This window comes from Clostridium sp. TJA032, assembly GCF_058310275.1.
In genome coordinates this window covers 1,501,359-1,522,591 of record NZ_JBZEFB010000001.1, presented here as the reverse complement: position 1 = coordinate 1,522,591, position 21,233 = coordinate 1,501,359, and the positions used below count along the sequence as shown (strand labels likewise).

The window sequence follows — 21,233 nt, the reverse complement described above, 5'->3', positions numbered from 1 at the left end:
ATATTTATAAGTTTTATTTTGTAATTAGATTTTATTATATTTATTTAAGGTTTCAAAATAAGCGTTAATAGTTTTTTTAGCTGTTTTTTCCCAAGAAAATTCTTTGCTTTTTTCAAAGGATAACTTTTCTAAGTTTTCTCTAAGTTTATTATCAGTTAAAAGTCTTTCAAGTTTTATTGAAAGGTCATTTTCATCATTTAAATTTATTAAACTTTCTTTAAAAGGAACAACCTCAGGTATAGAAGTTTTATTAGAAGTTAGCACAGCAGTTTTACAGCTCATAGCTTCTAAAGGTGGTAAGCCAAAACCTTCATAAAGAGATGGATATACAAATAGCTTAGTAGCATTATATAAAATTGGTAAGTAATCATCTTCTATAAAACCTGTAAATATAACCTTATCTTTTATAGGTAAACTTTCAACATAAGATTTTAATTTTAATCCTTCATCTCTTAAACTACCTACAATTAATAGCTTATATTCTTTAGGAATATTTTTTTGTATTTTTAAAAAGGAATCCACTAAAGCTTTTACATTTTTTCTTAAGCTAAAACCACCTATATAAAGAATAAAAGGTCCTTTAAAGGAAAATCTTTTATTTACACTAAATAAGCATTTTTCTTTATCTAAGGGTTTAAAATTTTCATTTGCTGCTAAAGGTGTTACAAAAATATTTTCAGAAGGAAAATGGGGGAAAAACTTTAAAATATCTTTTTTAGAATATTCCGATACTGTAATTATTCCTGTTGAATTATCTATTATATCAGGCATTGACTTAAGAAATTTTTTTAAGTAGCCTTTTCCAACTGTTTCAGGTAAAACATAAGGAATTAAATCATGTATAGTAACAATTTTAGCTAAGTTTCCTTCAGAATTTAGTCCTATTCCGTTTTGAGGCAAATGAATCAAATCTATTTTTTCAGTTTTACAATAGTAAGGTATATAATGGTCTTCAAAAAAGCTTTGATGTTTTTTTGAGGACATTACTATTTTACTGTTTTCTTTTTCAAATTCTGATATTTTTTCTCCAGAACAAAGAAGGTTATAATAATTTTCTTTATCTAAATTTAAAATGTTTTTTAAAAGATTTAATGTATATGTTCCTATTCCTGTTCCACTATACCAAGTTGCTCCCCTTGCATCTATTAAATAATTCAATATATTTCCACTCCTTAGAAAATAAATGTTTATAATTAAATAATATTAATAAATATTATAAAAGGTGCATTGTAACAAGAGGAATTTGAAAAACATATAATAATTTAAAAAGTGAGATTAGGAGTAGTTTTATGGAATATGATTATATAAAGGATAAAATCTTACTTAACTATGGTATTGAGGCAAAAGAAATAATTAAGATTAAAAATACCTATAAGATAATATCAAAAGAGCAGGAGGAGTATTGTTTAAAAGTAATAAAATATCAATATCCTCATTTTTATTTTATAGTTTCTGCTCAAAAACACCTTATTAATAAGGGATTTAACTCAATTCCTAAAATACTAGATACTAATTTTGGAAGTGATTATATAACTTTAGAAAATAAATTAGCTTATTTAACTCCATGGGTAAAAAGTAGACAATGTGATTATAAAAATAAGGAAGATTTAGCTCTAGCCTCTAGAAAGCTTAGTGAACTACATAATAGTAGTGAAGGCTTTGTTATAAATAAAAACCTTAAACCAAGAGTTTATTGGGGAATGTGGTATAAAACTTTTGAAACAAGAGGAAAAGAAATTTTAGATTTTGAGAAAAGAATTTATCAAAAGGCTTATAAGTCTGATTTTGATAAATTATATCTTTCAATATTAGAAGAGGAATTAAAGAGAGTTGAAAGTACATTATTTAGTATAAAGAATAGTGGATATTTTCAATATATGAAGGAAGAAGTTAAAAGATTAGGTTTTTGCCACCATGACTATGCAGACCATAATGTTCTTTTGCTAGATAATAAAGAAATAAACATAATTGATTTTGATTATTGCATATTAGATTCTCATTTACATGATTTAAGTAGTTTATGTATAAGAACTATGAAAGAAGGAAAATGGGATATTAATTTGTTTAATTATATAGTAGAAAATTATTCTTATAACAAAGAAGTTAAAAAGAAAGAATTGCCTATTATGGCTGCTTTTATTGAATTTCCTCAAGCTTATTGGCAGTTAGGAATACAGTATTATTGGGAGCAACAACCTTGGGAGGAAGAACATTTTCTAAAGAAGCTATATAAATATAAAAATGATAGAGAATTTAGACAGGATTTCACTTTACAATTAAAAAATTTTAATTTGAGGTGATTTACTTTGAGTAAAAGTTTAGAAGAATTTTTAAAAAACAATAATATAAAGTTATTTTCTAAAAAATCTTTTAGCTATGACAAGAAGGAATTAAAAATTGATTATTCAATAGATTATATAAAAGCAATATGTGAAATCCATGAAAGATTTTTAGGAGAAGAAAATAAAGAAAATTTTAAAATAAGAAATGAAATTTGGAAGGATATTGAAATTTTAAAACTTTGGTATAGAAGGGTAGAAAGATTAGAAAAAAAAGATTTATTAACTTTAGAAATTTTAGAAGCTTCTAGGAAAAGTTTGCAGTATATTTATGATGTGAATTTTAATTCTCTCATTAAAAGAGCTATGAGAAGAGGGGAAGTTTGTATTGGGAAACTTTATATTAATAAAGAGTATGAAAATACTTTTTTTATTAAGGATGTTAAAAATATAAGATTTAGTATGATAGAAGATGACTATTATGTTTTATTTAAAAGAATTAAAAGGGATGAAAAAAAGGTATTAGAGGACTTAATAAAAGAGGTTATTTCAATGGAAAGATTAGATTATAATAGCTATGTTTATATAGATTCCTTAGTTAAATATCCTTTTTATTCAATGAAATATTTACAAAACTGCTATATAAAAAATTTAAGTGTATGTAGAGAAAAGCTAGAGGAAATCTTAGAGAAAGATTTGATTTTTTATTAGGAGGAGAGTTTTGGGTAATATTAAATATAGAGATGAAAAATATTTATGTAGATATGATTTAGATTTAAAATTATTTGAAGCCTTAGGACTTGATATTATTGATTTAAAACCTAATAGAAATGTATTTTTTTTAGATACAGAGCAAGGTAAGAAGATATTAAAAATAATAAATTATGATGAAAATAGATTAAATTTTATAGTTAATTGTATAAATTATCTTAAGAAAAATTATGAAAATATATTAACCATAAATAAATTAGGGAAAAATAGATATGTATTAAGATGGAAAGAAAATAATTATATTTTATTAGATTATATTTATGGCACAGAATTTAATATGGCAAATCCAATAGAACTAAAAAAAATAACTACTTCAGTAGCTAAACTTCATAAGGCATCCTTAGGCTTTGAAAAAGCTATTTCAAAAAGTGAATATGAGAAAAATAGTGAGCTTTTTAAACTTGAGGATTATTTTATAAAAAGCAAATTAGATTTAGAAAAAATAAAAAATGTAGTAAGCTTATATAAATATAAAAATGAATTTGATAATAGCTTTATAAAAGAAGTTGATTTTCATTTATATGATATAGAAAGATGCATTGCTTTATTAAAAAAGAGTAGTTATTATGATTTATGTAAAGATAGAAGTAAAATAGCTATATGTCATAATGACCTTGCTTATCATAATATTTTATTTAAAGATGACAAAGTAAGTTTTATAGATTTTGATTATTGTAACATAAATTTAAGGGTAATAGATTTATGTGATTTTATAATAAAAACTATAAAGCGATTTGGGTTTAGCATAGATATGTACGATAATATAATAGATAATTATAATAAAGAAAATAAATTGTCAACAGAGGAAAAAGAATTTATAAGTATATATTTAAGATTTCCTAAGGATTTTTATAATATTTCTATGCAGTATTATTATAAGTTAAAGGATTGGAAATATGAGTCTTTTTTAAATAAGTTAGATAAAAAAAATGAATATACGAGAGAAAAGGAAATTCTATTAAAACATATAGAGAGATAAAAATAAAAATAAGACTTATAAATTTTTATAAGTCTTATTTTTATTTAAATTTAAAAAATTAAAAAAGTTTTTTGTAAACATCTAAAGTTTCATAAGCTGTTTTTTTCCAATTAAATTTACTTGAATGATATAGTCCTCTTCTTATCATAAGAGAATAAAGATTTTCGTCATTTAATAATTTAAGTATAGAATTTTTAATTTCTACTATATCATAAGGATTAATTAAAAGAGCAAAATCTTCGCAAACTTCAGGGATAGAAGTTAAATTTGAAGCAATTACAGGGGTTCCACAAGCCATGCATTCAATGGGAGGAAGTCCAAAACCTTCATAAAATGAAGGGTAAACCAAGGCCTTACTACTACTATAAAATATAGGCATATCTTCAATAGGAATAAATCCTGTGAAAATAACAGAGGAAGATAAATTAAGTTTAGAAACTCTTTCCCTATAAATTTCATAAGAAGCTCCAAAGGTTCCTACAATCACTAAATTCAACTCTTTTTTATAAGAATTTTTAACTAAGTTAAAAGCTTCTATAAGACCTAAAATATTTTTTCTAGGACTAAATCCACCAACATATAGTAAAAAGTCATTTTCTATTCCATAGTGTTTTTTTAGATATATAGAGGAGGCTTTTTTATCTAAAGGTTTATATATATCTTCTGCTGCAAGGGGAGTAACAAAAATTTTATTTCTATCATAGGAAAAGGTCTTACTTATGTCTTCTTTAGAAAAATTAGAAACAGTAATTATTGCATTAGTATTTTTTAAAATATTACTTATATTTTCTGTAAATATATTTAAAAAAGTAGGACTTACAGTAGAAGGCATCTTCATAGGAATAATATCATGAAGAGTAATTACTGTTTTTATGTTTTTTATTTTAGAAAGGCCTATGCCATTTTGAGGAACATGATATATATCTCCTATAATGTTTTCTTTAGGATTTTCTTCTTTTATAAATTCCCAAAAATTTTTTTTATCATTTATTGTAGAGGATAAATAATTAAAATTATTTTTATTTACTAAATCTAGAGAAGAGGATTTAGGAGTTAATATATTGTATTCATTTAAAAAGTCAATTTGATTTAGATTATTTATTAATTGATATGTGTAATTTCCTATTCCAGTACCTCTATACATTTTAGCTGCTCTACCATCAATACATATTTTCATTTTTTTACTCCTTCCTTTAGGGATATATATTTTATTATATTTGTTGTTGGAATAAAATGTTAATAAATTAAGAGCAGATAACATATAAATATGTTAGGAGGTGAATGGATATGATGAGAGAGTTTGAAATAGAAAGGCAATTTGATATTAAGATAGAAAAATTAAAGCCTAATAAAGGCATATATTATTTAAAGAGTAACAAGGGCGAGAGATGTTTAAAGAAAGTTCCTTATGGAGAACAAAGCTTAGCTTTTATTTATGGTGCTAAAGAGCATTTAGCTAAAAATGGTTTTGAGAATATAGATAGATATTTTTTAAACATAGAAGGAGAGCCTTATGCCTTAGTAAATGAGGATATATATACTCTTTCAACTTGGATAAATGGAAGAGAGTGTGATTTTACTAATATAGATGAGGTGAAGATAGCCACAAAAAAATTAGCAAATTTACATGAGGCTAGTAAGGGATATGAAACTCCAGAGAATGCAAAACATAAAAGTGATTTAGGTAGATGGTCTCATCTTATGGAGAAAAGAGGAAAAGCCTTAGAAAAGATGAGAGGAATGGCTAGAAAGAAAAATTTGAAAAGTGATTTTGATATTATTTATTTAAAAAATATTGATTTTTACAAGGATTTAGCAATAAAAGCAAATAAAATTTTAAATGATTCAAAATATTTATCTTTATGTGAAGAAGCTGAAAAAGAAAAAATGTTTTGTCATCATGATTATAATCATCATAATATAATCATTGGAGAAGATAATGAAGTTTATGTTATAGATTTTGATTATTGCAAGAGAGAAATTAGAGCTTACGATATAGCTAATTTTATGAAAAAGGTATTAAAGAAAAATAAGTGGAATATTAAATATGCTAAGGCAATAATAGATTCTTATAACGAGGTGTCTCCTTTAAAGGAAGAAGAATATGAAGTTTTATATGCATACTTATTATTTCCTCAAAGATATTGGAGACTTGCAAATAGATATTATTACAATGAAGTTATGTGGGGACAAAATGTATTTTTAAATAAAATAAACAACATAATTAGTGAAAAAGAAAATTATATGAAATTTATTGAGGAATATAAAAAAGAATATAATCAAAGAGGATAATTATCTTTTAGGTGTCTAATTTTAGACACCCTTTTTATTTTCTAAAAGAAATGTGTAATTTTGTTTTTATTCTTAGAACTTATGAAAAAATTAATCATATTATATTACAACAGATAAATAATAAGGAGATAAATAATATGAAGGTTGGAGATTTAGTTGTAAGAAAGTCTTATAGTAAAGATGTAACTTTTAAAATTATAGATATAAAAGAAACTGAAGAAGGAATAACCTATGTCTTAAAAGGTATTCATATAAGAATAATAGCAGATTCAAAAAAAGAAGATTTAGAAAAAGTTGATGAAGATTTTTTAGGGCATAGAGATAGAGATTTTGATTTTAAGGTAAATGAAGTTATTAAAAAAATAGTAGAGAGTAGACAAAATAACAATGGGTTTATGAGAGGAAGTATTGAAGAAACTTTAGAGAGAGCTAAAAATGATTCAAAATTAGTCTTTGGAAGGCCTGGGAAAATACTTCATATAGATGGAGATTCATCCTATATGGAAACTTGTTTGAAAGCATATAAAAAGTTAAATTTAAATGCTATAGGAGTTGCTATTTCAGAAAGAGAACAACCCTTAAAAATATTAGCTTTAGTTAAAGAGTATAATCCTGATATAGTCGTATTAACAGGACATGATGGAGTTCTTAAAGATTCAAAGGGAATGTTAGATTTAAGTAACTATAGAAATTCAAGATATTTTATAGAAGCTGTAAAAATTTTAAGAAGTTATAAATCAAATTATGATGATTTAGTTATTTTTGCAGGGGCATGTCAGTCCTGCTATGAGAGTTTGTTAGAAGCAGGTGCTAATTTTGCAAGTTCACCAAGTAGAGTGCTTATACATTGTTTAGACCCAGTATTAGTATGTGAAAAAATAGCATATACAAGTATAAATGAAATAGTAGCTATAAAAGAGGCAATAGAAAATACTATAACAGGGATAAAAGGTGTTGGAGGATTAGAAACTAGAGGTAAATACAGAGAGGGTTATCCAAAATCTCTATATTTAAATTAAGAGAATAAATTAAATTATTTAAGTTAATAATATAATTGGATGTTTTAGTTTAAATATAGTATATTTTTATTGACAAGAGAGGGCTTTATATAGTAAAATAATTTATTTATTGAAAAAACATCCCCTTTAGTGTATAATGTATAATAGAAAGAGGGTGTTAAAATGAGTACCAGACTTACATTGAACTCCATTAGAAAGAATATAGAAGATCATGTTGGTGAAAAAGTTAAGCTTAGAGCTAATGGAGGAAGAAAAAAGATTTTGGAAAATGAAGGAATACTAGAAAGTGTTCACCCAAGTATTTTTGTAGTTAGATTACAAAAAGACACCCAAAGGAAAGTGACATACAGTTATTCAGATGTACTTACAAAAACAGTTCAACTAGATTTTGTTGGTTAAATAAAAAAAGTTAGCTATTTAGCTAACTTTTTTTGTTTTATTTTATTTCAAAAAAAAAGAAAGATGGTGGGTTTCCATCTTTCAACTATGGTATAAAAGGGTATTGAGAATTTATGAGAGGTTATATGGTCAATAACCATCTTTATAATACGACAGATTTTTTACTATGTCAACACTTTTTATAAAAAAATGTCGAAAAAAAGATTATTTTTTTTAATTTTATTTTAAAAAGCTATGTAAACGTTTATAAATTTTTTTATATAAAAATATAAATAATGTATCAATAATAAGAATTATCATAATTTAAGAATCATACATATATATTATAGTATTAGATTATTTAGGAGGGATAAATTTGGTAAATTTAGATATTATAAAGGAAAGCATTGGCTTTGAAAGGGTTTTAAGTGAAAGTTATTTAGAAATACCTTTTAGAGAAGAATACTTAATACCAGATACTCAACCAGATGTTCATGAAATTCTTTCAGTTGATACAAAAGTTTTTATTTTAAATAGGGAAGTTCAAAGTGATAGATTATTATTAGAATATGAAATTGAGTATAATGTTATTTATTTAGCTAGAGAAGAAGAAGGTTTAGGAGTTAATAGTGTAGTATATAAAGAAAAAAATTCTAGTTTTACAGATATAACTGGAGTTGAACATAGCATGATGTGTGATATAACATGTGATTTAGAACATATGGATGCGAACATAATCAATGAAAGAAAGATAAGAGTAGAGGGATTATTAAAGGCTAAATATAAAATTTATAAAGAAGAAAAGATAGATGTTGTAAAAGAGTTAGATGGCTTAGGTAATCTTCAAATAAAAAGAAAGCCAGATAGCATAGAAAAAAATATTACTAATGTTACTTGTTCAATGAAAGGAAACTTACCAATAAATGTTGGAATGGACAAACCTCAAATAGGTAAGGTTATTAAATGTTCTTATATGATTCATAGACAGGAGATAAAAATAGGAGAAGATAAGATACAAGCTTCCTGTTTAGCTAAAGTAAATATTTTATATAGAGCTTACGATTCTAAAGAAATTATATCTTTAGAAGATGATTTATATTTATCTAGTGAGGAAGAAGTTTTAGGTATTAATTCTGAAATGAATTGTAATGGATATTTTGAAGTTAAGGAGCAAGAAGTTAAAATATCACAAAATGATTTAGGAGAAAGTAGAGTTTTAGATGTTAACTTAGTTGTTGATGCAAATATTTCAATATCTAAAGTAGAACTTTTAGAAACAGTTGATGATTTATATTCACCAACAGAGAATATAGTTCCTGTAAAAGATTTTTATAATATAAATATGTGTGTTACTGAAAACTCTAGTGAATCGATTGTAAAAGGGGTTATTCCTTTAGAGAACAACAGTGAGGTTATACAAATACTTAACTGTGCAGGAAAGATAATAGATATGGAAAGCTACTTTATAGAGGAGAAAGTAGTTATAAAAGGAAATTTAAATGTTGAAGCTTTATATAAAACAATTGATGAAGAAAATTCTTTTGGTAAATCTAAGGGGAATATTCCCTTTGAAGTTGCTTTAGATATGAAAAATTCTCAATCAGGCATGATATTTGATACTAAGGCAAATTTAGAAGATTTACAATGTAGTATTGAAGGAAGTAATTTATCTATAAAGGCTATAATTTATTTTTATGGCAAATGTTCTGACATCTTTAATAAGGAGTACGTAAAGGATATAGAGCAGTATGAAGATAAAGTTGAAAAGGCATCTTCTGTTACTATATATACAATTCAAAAGGGAGATACCTTATGGAATTTAGCTAAGAAATATAAAACAACTGTAGATACCTTGATTTCATTAAATGATATAGATGATTCAGAAGTTATATATGAAGGAGATAAAATAATTATTCCAGGTAGAGCTATCTTATAATAAAAAAGAGTTTTGCGATAATATGTCGCAAAACTCTTTTTTATGAATAAATATAAATTTTATGGCAAAAATAAGAAATGCATGATTTGAGGTGAAAAAATTGAGTTCTAAGAATAAAAAAAATCTTATCATAATAGGTGGAGCTGAGGATAAAGTAGGAAAGAAGGTAATATTAAACTTCGTTGCAGATAAACTAAAGAAAACAGAAGGGAAATTATTAATTGCAACTATAGCCACAGAATCTCCTAATATAGTAATAGAACAATATAAAAATATCTTTTCAAGTTTAGGAATAAGAAAGATTAATGAACTTCGTATTATAGAAAGAAAAGAAGCTTTTGAAGAAAGAAATATTTCTTTGGTAAAGGAAGCTTCTGTTATATTTTTTACAGGAGGAGATCAACTTAGAATAACTAGTTTAATAGGAGGAACTCCTCTTTATGATGTTTTAAAAGAAAGATGTAGTGAAGGCTGTTATTTTGTTGGAACCTCTGCTGGTGCTTCTGTTATGAGTGATGTAATGATTGTTGGTGGAGAAGAAGAAGAATCACCTAAAAAGAGTACATTAAATATGTCAGCGGGATTAGGTCTTATAAAAAACACACTTATAGACCAACACTTTGCACAGAGAGGAAGAATTGGAAGATTATTGTCTGGAGTATGCCAAAATCCAGAGGTATTAGGTATTGGAATAGATGAAGATACAGCCATAGTAATAAATGATGATGAACTAACTGTAATTGGAAGTGGTTCAGTTTACTTTGTAGATGGAAGAGAAATTAAATATACAAATGTTTCAGAAAAAAGGCAAGATGAGGTTTTTAGTATATTTAATATAAAATTACATGTGCTAACAGCAGGAAAGAAAATGAATTTATCAACAAGGGTGCCTTTTGAGGAGGAAAGAAATAAAAATGAAGATAAATAATCAACGTATCTTTGAAGGAAGAAACATATATTCACATAAAAAGTGTATTAGATTAGATGTTGATTTAGAAGGATACTGCGAAAAACCAACTAAAGATATTACGGGGTTTAATGAAAATTTATTAAAATACCTTCCAGAACTTTATAGCCATAGATGTGGTATAGATGTAGAAGGAGGATTTGTTAAAAGATTAGAAGATGGAACATACCTAGCTCATGTTTGTGAACACATAATAATAGGAATACATAATAAATTAGGTATGGATATAAAGTATGGTAAAGCTAGAGAAATAAAGGAAGATTTATACTATATAATATTTCAATATGAGCTTAAAAAAACTGCTTTATTAATAGCAGAATTAGCTGTAGATTTAATAAATTCCTTAATAAAAAATAAATCAATTGATTTTTATGATAGAGTAAACAAAATAAAGCAGGTTATGAGTGAAGAAGTTTTAGGTCCTTCTACAAGAGCTATTTGTGAAGCTGCAAATAGAGAGAAGTTACCTATTCTTTCTATAGGAGATGGAAGTTTATATCAAATAGCCTATGGAAAGGCAGGAAAAAGATTTAGTGCTACAATTGGGAATTATACAAAGGGGATTGCGATTGATACAGCTTGTGATAAACTTCTTACAAAAGAACTTTTAGAAACACAAAATATACCTGTTGCTAGAGGAGAAAAAGTATTTAATATAATAAATCTTTTAGATTCAATAAATAGAATTGGCTATCCTGTAGTTTTAAAACCACAATGGGGTAGCAAGGGTAAGGGCGTTTATCTTAATATAAAAAATGAAAAAGAACTTTTAAAAGCTTATTCAGAGTTAAGTAAAGATTGTAAAGAAGTAATTATAGAAGAATATAAAGAGGGAAATGACTATAGAGTTCTTCTTGTAGATTATAAAGTAGTAGCAGTTTCATTAAGAAAACCTCCATATATAATAGGAGATGGTTTTAGAAGTATTAAAGACTTAATAGAGGCTATGAATGCAAATCCATTAAGGGGAGATGACCATGAAAAGCCTTTAACTAAAGTTAAAATAGATGAAGAACTTATAGATAGATTAGCTAACTTAGGATATGCTTTAAATTCAATTTTATCTTATGGAGAAAAAATTGTTCTTAGGTCAAATGCTAATTTATCTACAGGAGGTAGTGCAGAAGATAAAACTAATGTTATATGTAGAGAAAATATTGAACTTTGTGAAAGGGCAGCTAAGATTATAGGATTAGATATTTGTGGAATAGATATTTGTACTAAATCAATAGAAGAACCTATAGAAAATAATGGAGGAATAATATTAGAAGTAAATGCTGCACCAGGTATAAGAATGCATCATTTTCCTACTTTAGGAGAGAAAAGAGATGTTGGTAAATGCATACTAGATAATATGTTTAAAGATGGTTATAATAATATTCCTGTTATAGCTGTAACAGGAACTAATGGAAAGACAACAACTGTTAGGTTAATATCACACATTTTAAGTTTAATAGGCTTAAAGGTAGGATGCACTACAACATCAGGTGTTAAGATTGGAGATAAATATATACATAAAGGAGATGACACAGGATATTATAGTGCAAGAACAATACTTTTAAATCCAGAAGTTGAAGCTGCTGTTTTAGAAAGTGCTAGAGGTGGATTAGTTAGAAAAGGGTTAGCTTATGATTTAGCTGATGTTGGAGTTATAACTAATATAAGAGAAGACCACTTAGGAATAGATGGAGTTGAAAGTATGGAAGATTTAGCTTTTGTTAAATCTTTAGTTGGAGAAGCAGTAAAAGATACAGGATATTCTGTTTTAAATGCTGATGATGAGTGGAGTATTAAAATATTAAATAGAATAAAAAATAAAAAAATATTATTTTCTATGAATGAAAATAATAAGTATATAAAATCAAATATTAATAATGGAGAGCCTGTAGTATTTTATAGAGAAAAAGATAAGAGTATTTATGTTAATAATAGAGGTAGAGAATATAAAATAGCTTCAGTTTATGAAATGGAATTTACTTTAAATGGAGTATTAGTTCATAATATAGAAAATGCAATGGCAGCTTGTGCAGCTTTAGTTGGAATAGGGGCAGATTATTGCATAATTTCTAAAGGGTTAAAAATCTTTAAATCTTCTGAAGAGGATAATAGAGGAAGGTTTAATATTTTTGATGTAAATGGAATAAAGGTAATATTAGACTATGGACATAATATTGATGGATATGAAAAAGTTATAAAGGCACTTAAAAATTTAAACTTTAGCAAGGTTACAGGAATTATAGGAGTTCCTGGAGATAGAGATATAAAAACTATGAGAGAGATAGGAAAGATAAGTGGTGAATTCTTTGACCATATAATAATAAAAGAAGACAAGGATTTAAGAGGTAAAAAGGTTGGAGAAGTAGCAAATATAATGAAGGAGGGAGTAAATAGTTCTAAAAGAGATAATTTAAGTGTAGAAATTATACTTTCAGAAGAAGAAGCTTTAAATAAAGCTTTAAAAACTGCTAAAGTTGGTGAGTGTATAATAGTGTTCTTTGAGGACTATGAACCTTTATATGATATAGTAAAAAAAATTAAAAGATATTAGGATATTTTAAAGAGAGATTTTCTTTGATTTTTAGGAGATTTCTCTTTATTTTAATTAACTCTTTATGTTTTTAAAATAAAATAATATAATTATATTTAGCTTTATTAATGTAAGAAGGGTGATTATATGAAAATGAAGGCTTATGCAAAAATAAATATAGCCTTAGATGCTGTTGGAAAAAGAGAAGATGATTATCATTTATTAAGAATGATAATGCAAACAGTTGATTTATATGACATTATAGATATAGAAAAAAGTATGGATGAGAAAATAAGCATAACTTGTAATAAACATTATGTTCCTACAGATGAAAGAAATTTAGCTTATAAAGCAGCAGTTTTATTTAAGGAAGAATTTAAAATAAAGCAGGGAGTAAAAATTAATATTAAAAAGAATATACCAGTTGCAGCAGGGATGGCAGGAGGAAGCACAAATGCAGCAGCAGTTTTAGTAATAATGAATGAAATTTTTAATGTTAAGGCTCCTTTAGAAGAATTAGAGAGAATTGGATTAAAGATAGGTGCAGATGTACCTTATTGTATTAAGGGAGGAACTGCTTTATGTGAAGGTATTGGAGAAGTTATAACTCCTTTAAAAGCTTTTGAAAATAAAATTTTAGTTATATTAAAGCCTAATTTTGGAGTTTCAACTAAAGAAGTTTATACAAGCTTAGATATAAATAAAATAAGAAAGCATGTAGACATAGAGAGTTTAATTAATGCTATGGAAAAGGATGATTTAGACTATGTAGCTAAAAATATGAAAAATGTATTAGAAAATGTAACCTTAAAAAAACATAGCATATTAAAAAATATAAAGGACGATATGAGAAAAAATGGTGCTTTAGGGGCTATGATGAGTGGTAGCGGACCTACAGTATTTTCTTTCTTTGAGGACATGTTAACAGCACAGAGAGCTTTTGAGTTCTTAAAAAATAAGTATAAATATTCAGATGTTTATATTACAAGAACTATAAATAATATAGGCAATAAATTTTAATAAATAATTTTTTAGTATGTATATAATAAAGACTCCTTGGTAATAATTAAGGTATCAGGGGGTGTATTGTTATGAAAAAAATATTATCAGTTTTATTATTAGGTATTGTAGGTTTATTTTTAATAGGAGTTTCTTTAGATGGTAGACAAGCTTTAGGAGCAACAGAAGAAAGTTTAGTTGAAGATATAAGTGAGAAGTTAATAAGATTTCATGTTTTAGCTAATAGCAATAGTGATATTGACCAAGAGTTAAAGCTTAAAGTTAAGGATGAAGTTTTAAAATATATTTCACCTATATTAGAAGAATCAAAAAGCTTAGAAGAGTCTAGAGAAATATTGAAAAGAGAAGATGAAAATATTATAAAAATAGCAGAAGATTACATAAAATCTCAAGGATTTAATTATAATGTAGAAACTACATTATCTAGAGAGAACTTTCCAGTTAAGCAATATGGAAATATTATATTACCACAAGGAGAGTATGAAGCCTATAGAATATTAATAGGTGAAGGCGAAGGTGAAAATTGGTGGTGTGTTATGTTTCCTCCACTTTGTTTTATAGATGTAACTAAGGGACAGATTTCCTATGATAAAACAGAGGAGAAAATGAAGGATGTATTAACTGATGAAGAGTTTGATAAAGTTAATAAAAAAGAAAATAATGTTAAATTTGGATTGAAGATATTTGATTTATTTAATTAAAAGAATTAACATAGGATAATAAAGTTATTTTAGGAGGAGAGAAATATATGACTAGAGCATTAGCCATGGTTTCAGGTGGATTAGATAGTATATTAGCTGCAAAGCTTATAAAAGATCAAGGAATAGAAGTAATAGGAATTTGTTTTAAATCATATTTTTTTAATGAAGAAAATGCTAAAAGAATGTGTAAACAAATAGATATGCCTTTAGAAGTAATAGATTTTTCTAAAGAACATTTTGAAATGGTAAAAGACCCTAAGCATGGAAGAGGGAAAAACATGAATCCTTGTATAGATTGCCATGCAATGATGATGAGATATTCAGGGGGACTTTTAAAGAAATTTGATGCTGATTTTATAATAACTGGTGAGGTTTTAAATCAAAGACCAATGTCTCAAAATAGACAAGCATTAAATACAGTAAAAAAAGAATCAGGATTTAGTGAAAAAATATTAAGACCATTATGTGCTTTAAATTTAGAACCTACAGAGATGGAGTTAAATGGATTAGTAGATAGAGAAAAATTATTAAAAATATCAGGTAGAAGTAGAAAAGCTCAAATGGAACTTGCTGAAAAGTGGAATATAGTCGATTATCCATCACCAGCAGGAGGATGTAAATTAACAGAACCAGGATATGCTATAAGATTAAGTGATTTACTTGATAATCAAGATGAAGTAGAACAGGATGAAATTGAAGTTTTAAAATATGGAAGACATATGAGAATATCACCAAAAAATAAAGTTATAGTAGCTAGAAATGCTGACGAGTGGAAAGATATAATTAAGTTAAAGAAAGATGGAGATATTTTAGTAACTTCAAAAAATTCAACAGGAGCACCTGTTATTTTAAGAGGAGAATTTAATAATGAGGACCTTGAAATAGCAGCTAGAATTTGCGGAAGATATTGTAAGGAAAAAGATAAGGACTTAGTTGAAATAAATTATGATAAAGATGGAGAAGTGAAAACTATAACTATAACTCCATTTAAAGATGAAGATTTAAAGAAATATATGATAAATCAATAGTAGTAGAGAGGATATTATTATGAGTAAAAAAGCTATAATATCAATATGTAGTACACAAGATATAGGTGATAGAGAAAAAATAGAAGTTGTAACTGTAGGAGAGTTTTCTATTGTAGGAGATGAGTTTATAGCTACTTATGATGAGACTGAAATTTCAGGTATGGAAGGAACTAAGACTACTTTGAAAATAAAGGGAGATAAAGTTGAGTTACATAGAGAGGGTACAACTAGTACTAAAATGGAATTTAAAAAAGACAATACTCAAGTAGCACTATATAATACTCCTTATGGAATGTTAGAACTTAAAACAACTACTAAGGAATTAGATTTAGATGTAGATGAAAAAGGTGGAAATATATCTATAAAATATCATTTAGTAGCTGGTGGACAAGAACCTATAAAAACTAATTTAAGTATGAAAATAAAGGTAGATGAATAAAATAAAAGGGCTATAAAATAGCCCTTTTTTATTATGATAAAAATAAAAAAAGTTGAAAATTTTCAACTTAACAATTTTAATATTTATAATTAATTTTAAAAAATATGAGTAAAATATAACTAGTAAACGTTCTAGAAATAAAAAAATTAAAAAACACAAAAAAAGTACTAGACTTATGTCTGAACTTTTGATAGAATATCTACTATGTTATTAAATCAAGCAATAAAAACCCATTCTAAATGAGGTAATTATCATTATAAATGAAATAAAGAGATATGTCAAGAAAAAATTTAGGAGGAAAAAATATGAGCAAAAATACTAAGTATGTATTTGTAACAGGTGGAGTTGTTTCTTCTTTAGGAAAAGGAATAACAGCTGCTTCTTTAGGAAGATTATTAAAAAATAGAGGATTAAGTGTAAGTATTCAAAAATTTGACCCTTATTTAAATATAGACCCAGGTACAATGAGTCCATATCAACATGGAGAGGTTTTTGTAACTGATGATGGTGCAGAAACTGATTTAGATTTAGGACACTATGAAAGATTTATAGATGAAAACTTAACTCAAAACTCAAATGTTACTTCAGGTAGAGTTTATTGGTCAGTAATATCAAAGGAAAGAAAAGGGGAATACTTAGGAGGAACAGTTCAAGTTATACCTCACATAACTAACGCTATTAAAGAAAGAGTACATAGAGTAGGAAAAGAAAGAGATGTAGATGTAGTAATCACTGAGATCGGTGGAACAATAGGTGATATCGAATCATTACCTTTCTTAGAAGCTATAAGACAAATAAAATATGATGTAGGCAAAGAAAATGTTTGTTTTATACATGTTACATTAGTACCTTACTTAGGAAAAGCTGGTGAGTTAAAAACAAAACCAACTCAACATTCTGTTAAGGAATTAAGAAGTATAGGAATTCAACCTGACATAATAGTTTGTAGATCAGAGAAAGAATTATCAGAAGATATTAAAAAGAAAATAGGTTTATTCTGTAATATAGATGCAAATGAAGTTATTCAAAACTTAGATGCTGAACATTTATATGCTGTTCCTTTAATGTTACATAAAGAAGGCTTAGATAGATTAGTTTGTGAAAAATTAGGTTTAGGATGCAGAGATATAGATAATGCAGAGTGGATAGATATGGTTCATAGAATAACTCACTTAACTCATACAACCAAAATTGCTTTAGTTGGTAAATATGTTGAGTTACATGATGCTTATATATCAGTAGTTGAAGCTTTAAATCATGGTGGATTAAGCAATGATACTAATGTTGAAATCGAGTGGATAAATGCTGAGAATGTAACTAAGGAAAATGTTGATGAATTACTAAGTGGAGTAGACGGAGTTTTAGTTCCAGGGGGATTCGGAGATAGAGGAGTAGAAGGAAAAATAGAAGCTATAAGATGGGCTAGAGAACATAAAAAACCTTTCTTAGGAATATGCTTAGGAATGCAATGTGCTGTTATAGAGTATGCTAGAAATGTATTAGGTTTAGAGGGAGCTCACTCATCAGAATTAGACCCTGAAACACCATATCCAGTAATTGATTTAATGCCAGAACAAAAGGATGTTGAAGATTTAGGTGGAACAATGAGATTAGGATTATATCCATGTAGATTAGAAGACAATACTTTCTGTAAAGATGTTTATGCATCAGATTTAATATATGAAAGACATAGACATAGATATGAATTTAATAATGAATATAGAAGTCAATTAGTAGAAAATGGATTAACTATAGCTGGTACTTCACCAGATGGTAGATTAGTTGAATGTGTAGAAGTTAAGGACCACCCTTGGTTTGTTGCAGTTCAATATCATCCTGAATTAAAATCAAGACCAAATAGACCACATCCATTATTTGTAGGTTTTGTTGGTGCTGCTTTAAATAATAAATAATAGTTTATAAAAGGATATCTAACCTTAATAGGTTGGATATCCTTTTTTTATTAAGAATCAACACAAAATGTTATTAAAATATACTATATATAGATTAGATTTTATATGATATGATAATAATATAAATATTTAACATAAGAAATTTTATACATTTTTAATAGGATATTCGAAGTTTTCTATATATAAAAGTCTTAAAGCAATCTAAAAATTACTTTTCTTTATTTATTCCACTATTTAAAAGAAGCAGGAGGTGCTTAATTTGCATATAGAACAATATGAAAATATGACTTTAGTTCAGCTAATGGAAAAGGCGAAGGAATTAGGAATAAAAAACATAAGTAGAAAAAGAAAAAGCGAATTAATCGAAGAATTAAAAGAAGTATCTAAAAAAGAAAATAATAATATTAGTAAAGTAATACATAAAGATGGCGTTATTTTAAGAGAAAAAATATCTCAAAAAGAAAATAGTGGATATAAAGAAAATAGTTTAAATGAGAAAGTAATTAAAAATTGTAATAACCTTAATGGAAATGGTAATTATCATAATAGTTCAAATGAAGAGGGTAAGAAAGAACAATTAAAAGACATGATTAGTTCATCAGACTCAGCTAAGGGAATACTTGAAATATTAGATAATAATAATTTTGGATTTTTAAGATGTAGAAATTACTTAACTAGTGAAGATGATATATATGTTTCTCCTTCTCAAATAAGAAGGTTTGGTTTAAGAACAGGTGATGAAGTTCAAGGTAAGGTTAGAATCCCAAAGGAAGGGGAAAAATTTAAAGCTCTACTTTACGTTGAAAAGGTAAATGGGGAAAGTCCTGAAAAAGCTATAGGAAGAAAAAAGTTTGAAGATTTAACACCAATATATCCTAAGGAAAGATTAAGACTTGAAACAGATAATAGTAGAGATTTAAGTTCAAGACTTATGGATATAATTTGTCCTATAGGAAAAGGGCAGAGAGGAATGATAGTTGCACCTCCTAAAGCTGGTAAAACAACTCTTTTAAAAAGGATAGCTCAAAATATATCTAAAAATAATCCTGAAGTTAAACTTATTGTGCTTTTAATAGATGAAAGACCTGAAGAAGTAACTGACATGAAAAGAAGTATAGATGGTGAAGTTATTTATTCAACCTTTGATGAGGAACCACAAAATCATGCAAAGGTTTCAAGTATAGTTTTAGAAAGAGCAAAGAGAATGGTTGAGCAGGGAAGAGATGTTGTTATCTTAATGGATTCTTTAACAAGATTATCAAGAGCATATAACTTAACTGTTACTCCTTCTGGAAGAACATTATCTGGAGGCTTAGACCCAGGAGCTCTTATAATGCCTAAAAAATTCTTTGGAGCTGCTAGAAATTTAGAGGAAGGTGGAAGCTTAACTATTTTAGCTACATCTTTAGTAGATACAGGAAGCAGAATGGATGATATGATTTTTGAAGAATTTAAAGGTACTGGAAATATGGAAGTTCATCTAGATAGAAAACTTCAAGAAAGAAGAATTTTCCCAGCTATTGATATTTATAAATCAGGTACTAGAAAAGAGGACCTTTTATTTAATGAAGAGGAAAGAGAAGCTTCATATAAAATTAGAAGAGTTATGCAAAAGGAAAATAATATAGAAGATGTTGCTGAAAAGATTATAAATTTACTATCTAAAACTAAAAATAACAAGGATTTTTTACAAGTTGTTTTAAAAATTGATTTTGAAGGATAGTAAAAAGTATAACAAAAGAAGATATTAAAGTTTAGGTACTTTAATATCTTCTTTTATTATATGAATTTTCAAGCATTTCATGACAAAGTTTGATTGTTCCTTCAGGTGAATATGAACTTAAAACTTCTACAATGCTTTTTTTCATATTTACTAATATGTTAGACTCTAAGTTTAATTCATTTATTATATCATTTAATTCATCTAAATGTTTAATTGGAATGGCACAATTACTACTTGATAAAAATTCTCTATTTTCACTTTCTTGCCCAGGGATTATAAATGGTATTATCATAGGCAGATGACTTAAAAGTGATTCAGTAGTAGTTAGTCCACCAGGTTTTGTAATAATTAAATCTGAGTTTTTCATAATTTTTGGTATTTCCGTAGTGTATCCTAAAATATTTAACTCTTTATTACCCTTTATATGTCCATATTGTTTACATAACTCTGTTTTTAGCTCAGTGTTATTTCCACAGACTATAGTTAAATTTAAAGGATTTTCATTTTTTATTAGGGTTTTTAATACTTTAGATATATTATCTAAACCCATACCGCCTCCCATTAAAAGAATATTTAATGGTGATTGGATAATTTCTTCTACATAATTATGATAATCTGTTTTATAAAAAGCCTCTTTTGCTGGAATGCCAAAGGGTGAAATATTACTTTTTAAAATTCCTTTTGATGCTAAGTTTTCTTTTGTAAAATCACAAGCAACTATGTAATGATCAATTAATTTAGAAACATAAGTATAATGACACATAAAATCAGTAACAACTGAAATAACAGGAACATTTATCTTTTTCTTCTTTTTCAAATGAGAAAGAATACTTATAGATAAAGGGTGTGTTGTGATTATTAAATCTGGATCAAAATTACTTATAAACTGTTCTAGTTTTTTCGATACAGGTAAAAAAAGAAAACTAACTAAACTATTTATAAATCTTACATTACTAAGTTTATAAATTACACCATAAAGTGTTCCTAGGGAACTTGCACATAAATCATATCCATTTACTATTGATCTATCAAAGAAACGGTTCTCCTTAAGAAAGTCGTGTATAAGAATTTCAGTATTATCATTCTTTATAAGTTCCATTAAAGAGTTGGCTGCTTGATTATGACCATAACCAGTAGATGTACTTAAAATAAGAACTTTTTTCATTATATCCACTCACTTTTACTAAAATCTATTTAAAACAAAGTTTATTTGGAAAATATTCCTTATAAATAAAAATGGGAAAGATACGAGTCTTTCCCA

Annotated in this window: 18 protein-coding genes; 15 read left to right on the top strand and 3 right to left on the bottom strand. The window is 26.5% G+C overall.

Going from position 1 to position 21,233, the window contains the following annotated elements; translation table 11 throughout:
• Positions 1–24 precede the first annotated feature (24 nt).
• Positions 25–1,158 carry a glycosyltransferase family 4 protein gene (locus AC4FRL_RS07060; RefSeq protein WP_491139490.1) on the bottom strand — a complete coding sequence of 378 codons (1,134 nt, stop codon included), beginning with the start codon at positions 1,156–1,158 and terminating at the stop codon, positions 25–27.
• A 131-nt stretch (positions 1,159–1,289) separates the two neighbouring features.
• Here AC4FRL_RS07060 and AC4FRL_RS07055 point away from each other — a divergent pair, with 131 nt between their 5' ends.
• From AC4FRL_RS07055 to AC4FRL_RS07045, 3 genes are read left to right on the top strand one after another with little or no spacing between them, the layout of a single operon-like run.
• Positions 1,290–2,300 (top strand): CotS family spore coat protein, encoded by a 1,011-nt coding sequence (locus AC4FRL_RS07055; protein WP_491139489.1) that lies wholly within the window; start codon positions 1,290–1,292, stop codon positions 2,298–2,300.
• 6 nt (positions 2,301–2,306) lie between these two features.
• Complete coding sequence (locus tag AC4FRL_RS07050) at positions 2,307–2,990, top strand: hypothetical protein (RefSeq protein ID WP_491139488.1); 684 nt, start codon at positions 2,307–2,309, stop codon at positions 2,988–2,990.
• Between the two features lie 10 nt (positions 2,991–3,000).
• On the top strand, positions 3,001–4,029 hold the full coding sequence (locus AC4FRL_RS07045) for a CotS family spore coat protein (protein WP_491139487.1): 1,029 nt from the start codon (positions 3,001–3,003) through the stop codon (positions 4,027–4,029).
• A 58-nt stretch (positions 4,030–4,087) separates the two neighbouring features.
• On the opposite strand, the gene AC4FRL_RS07040 is transcribed toward AC4FRL_RS07045, so the two are convergent.
• Positions 4,088–5,206, bottom strand: a complete 1,119-nt coding sequence (locus tag AC4FRL_RS07040; protein WP_491139486.1) for a glycosyltransferase family 4 protein — start codon at positions 5,204–5,206, stop codon at positions 4,088–4,090.
• 110 nt (positions 5,207–5,316) lie between these two features.
• Here AC4FRL_RS07040 and AC4FRL_RS07035 point away from each other — a divergent pair, with 110 nt between their 5' ends.
• The 12 genes from AC4FRL_RS07035 (at position 5,317) to rho (ending at position 19,972) form a co-directional block, all read left to right on the top strand.
• A complete protein-coding gene (locus AC4FRL_RS07035) occupies positions 5,317–6,321 on the top strand; it encodes a CotS family spore coat protein (RefSeq protein WP_491139485.1) in 1,005 nt (334 codons plus the stop codon).
• 137 nt (positions 6,322–6,458) lie between these two features.
• The gene (yabG, locus tag AC4FRL_RS07030) at positions 6,459–7,340 is read left to right on the top strand and encodes a sporulation peptidase YabG (RefSeq protein ID WP_491139484.1); all 882 of its coding nucleotides are present in this window, start codon (positions 6,459–6,461) and stop codon (positions 7,338–7,340) included.
• A 162-nt stretch (positions 7,341–7,502) separates the two neighbouring features.
• Positions 7,503–7,739, top strand: a complete 237-nt coding sequence (locus tag AC4FRL_RS07025) for a Veg family protein (RefSeq protein ID WP_430486356.1) — start codon at positions 7,503–7,505, stop codon at positions 7,737–7,739.
• 355 nt (positions 7,740–8,094) lie between these two features.
• Positions 8,095–9,654: a DUF3794 and LysM peptidoglycan-binding domain-containing protein gene (locus tag AC4FRL_RS07020; protein ID WP_491139483.1), complete on the top strand. Its 1,560-nt coding sequence runs from the start codon at positions 8,095–8,097 to the stop codon at positions 9,652–9,654.
• A 100-nt stretch (positions 9,655–9,754) separates the two neighbouring features.
• Positions 9,755–10,582 (top strand): cyanophycinase, encoded by an 828-nt coding sequence (locus tag AC4FRL_RS07015; RefSeq protein WP_491139482.1) that lies wholly within the window; start codon positions 9,755–9,757, stop codon positions 10,580–10,582.
• Positions 10,569–13,169 carry a cyanophycin synthetase gene (cphA, locus tag AC4FRL_RS07010; protein WP_491139481.1) on the top strand — a complete coding sequence of 867 codons (2,601 nt, stop codon included), beginning with the start codon at positions 10,569–10,571 and terminating at the stop codon, positions 13,167–13,169. The genes AC4FRL_RS07015 and cphA overlap by 14 nt, the downstream gene beginning before the upstream one ends.
• A gap of 126 nt (positions 13,170–13,295) precedes the next feature.
• Complete coding sequence (gene ispE, locus AC4FRL_RS07005) at positions 13,296–14,168, top strand: 4-(cytidine 5'-diphospho)-2-C-methyl-D-erythritol kinase (RefSeq protein WP_491139480.1); 873 nt, start codon at positions 13,296–13,298, stop codon at positions 14,166–14,168.
• 71 nt (positions 14,169–14,239) lie between these two features.
• Positions 14,240–14,869, top strand: a complete 630-nt coding sequence (gene spoIIR / locus AC4FRL_RS07000) for a stage II sporulation protein R (RefSeq protein ID WP_491139479.1) — start codon at positions 14,240–14,242, stop codon at positions 14,867–14,869.
• Positions 14,870–14,916: 47 nt separating this feature from the next.
• Positions 14,917–15,897 (top strand): tRNA 4-thiouridine(8) synthase ThiI, encoded by a 981-nt coding sequence (locus tag AC4FRL_RS06995; protein WP_491139478.1) that lies wholly within the window; start codon positions 14,917–14,919, stop codon positions 15,895–15,897.
• A 19-nt stretch (positions 15,898–15,916) separates the two neighbouring features.
• Positions 15,917–16,336, top strand: coding sequence for a YwiB family protein (locus tag AC4FRL_RS06990; RefSeq protein WP_491139477.1), 420 nt, complete (start codon positions 15,917–15,919; stop codon positions 16,334–16,336).
• Between the two features lie 305 nt (positions 16,337–16,641).
• On the top strand, positions 16,642–18,249 hold the full coding sequence (gene pyrG, locus AC4FRL_RS06985) for a CTP synthase (RefSeq protein ID WP_491139476.1): 1,608 nt from the start codon (positions 16,642–16,644) through the stop codon (positions 18,247–18,249).
• 259 nt (positions 18,250–18,508) lie between these two features.
• Positions 18,509–19,972, top strand: coding sequence for a transcription termination factor Rho (gene rho / locus AC4FRL_RS06980; protein WP_491139475.1), 1,464 nt, complete (start codon positions 18,509–18,511; stop codon positions 19,970–19,972).
• Positions 19,973–20,012: 40 nt separating this feature from the next.
• On the opposite strand, the gene AC4FRL_RS06975 is transcribed toward rho, so the two are convergent.
• Entirely contained in the window at positions 20,013–21,137 is a 1,125-nt protein-coding gene (locus AC4FRL_RS06975) for an MGDG synthase family glycosyltransferase (protein WP_491139474.1), read from the bottom strand.
• Between the last annotated feature and the right edge of the window lie 96 nt (positions 21,138–21,233).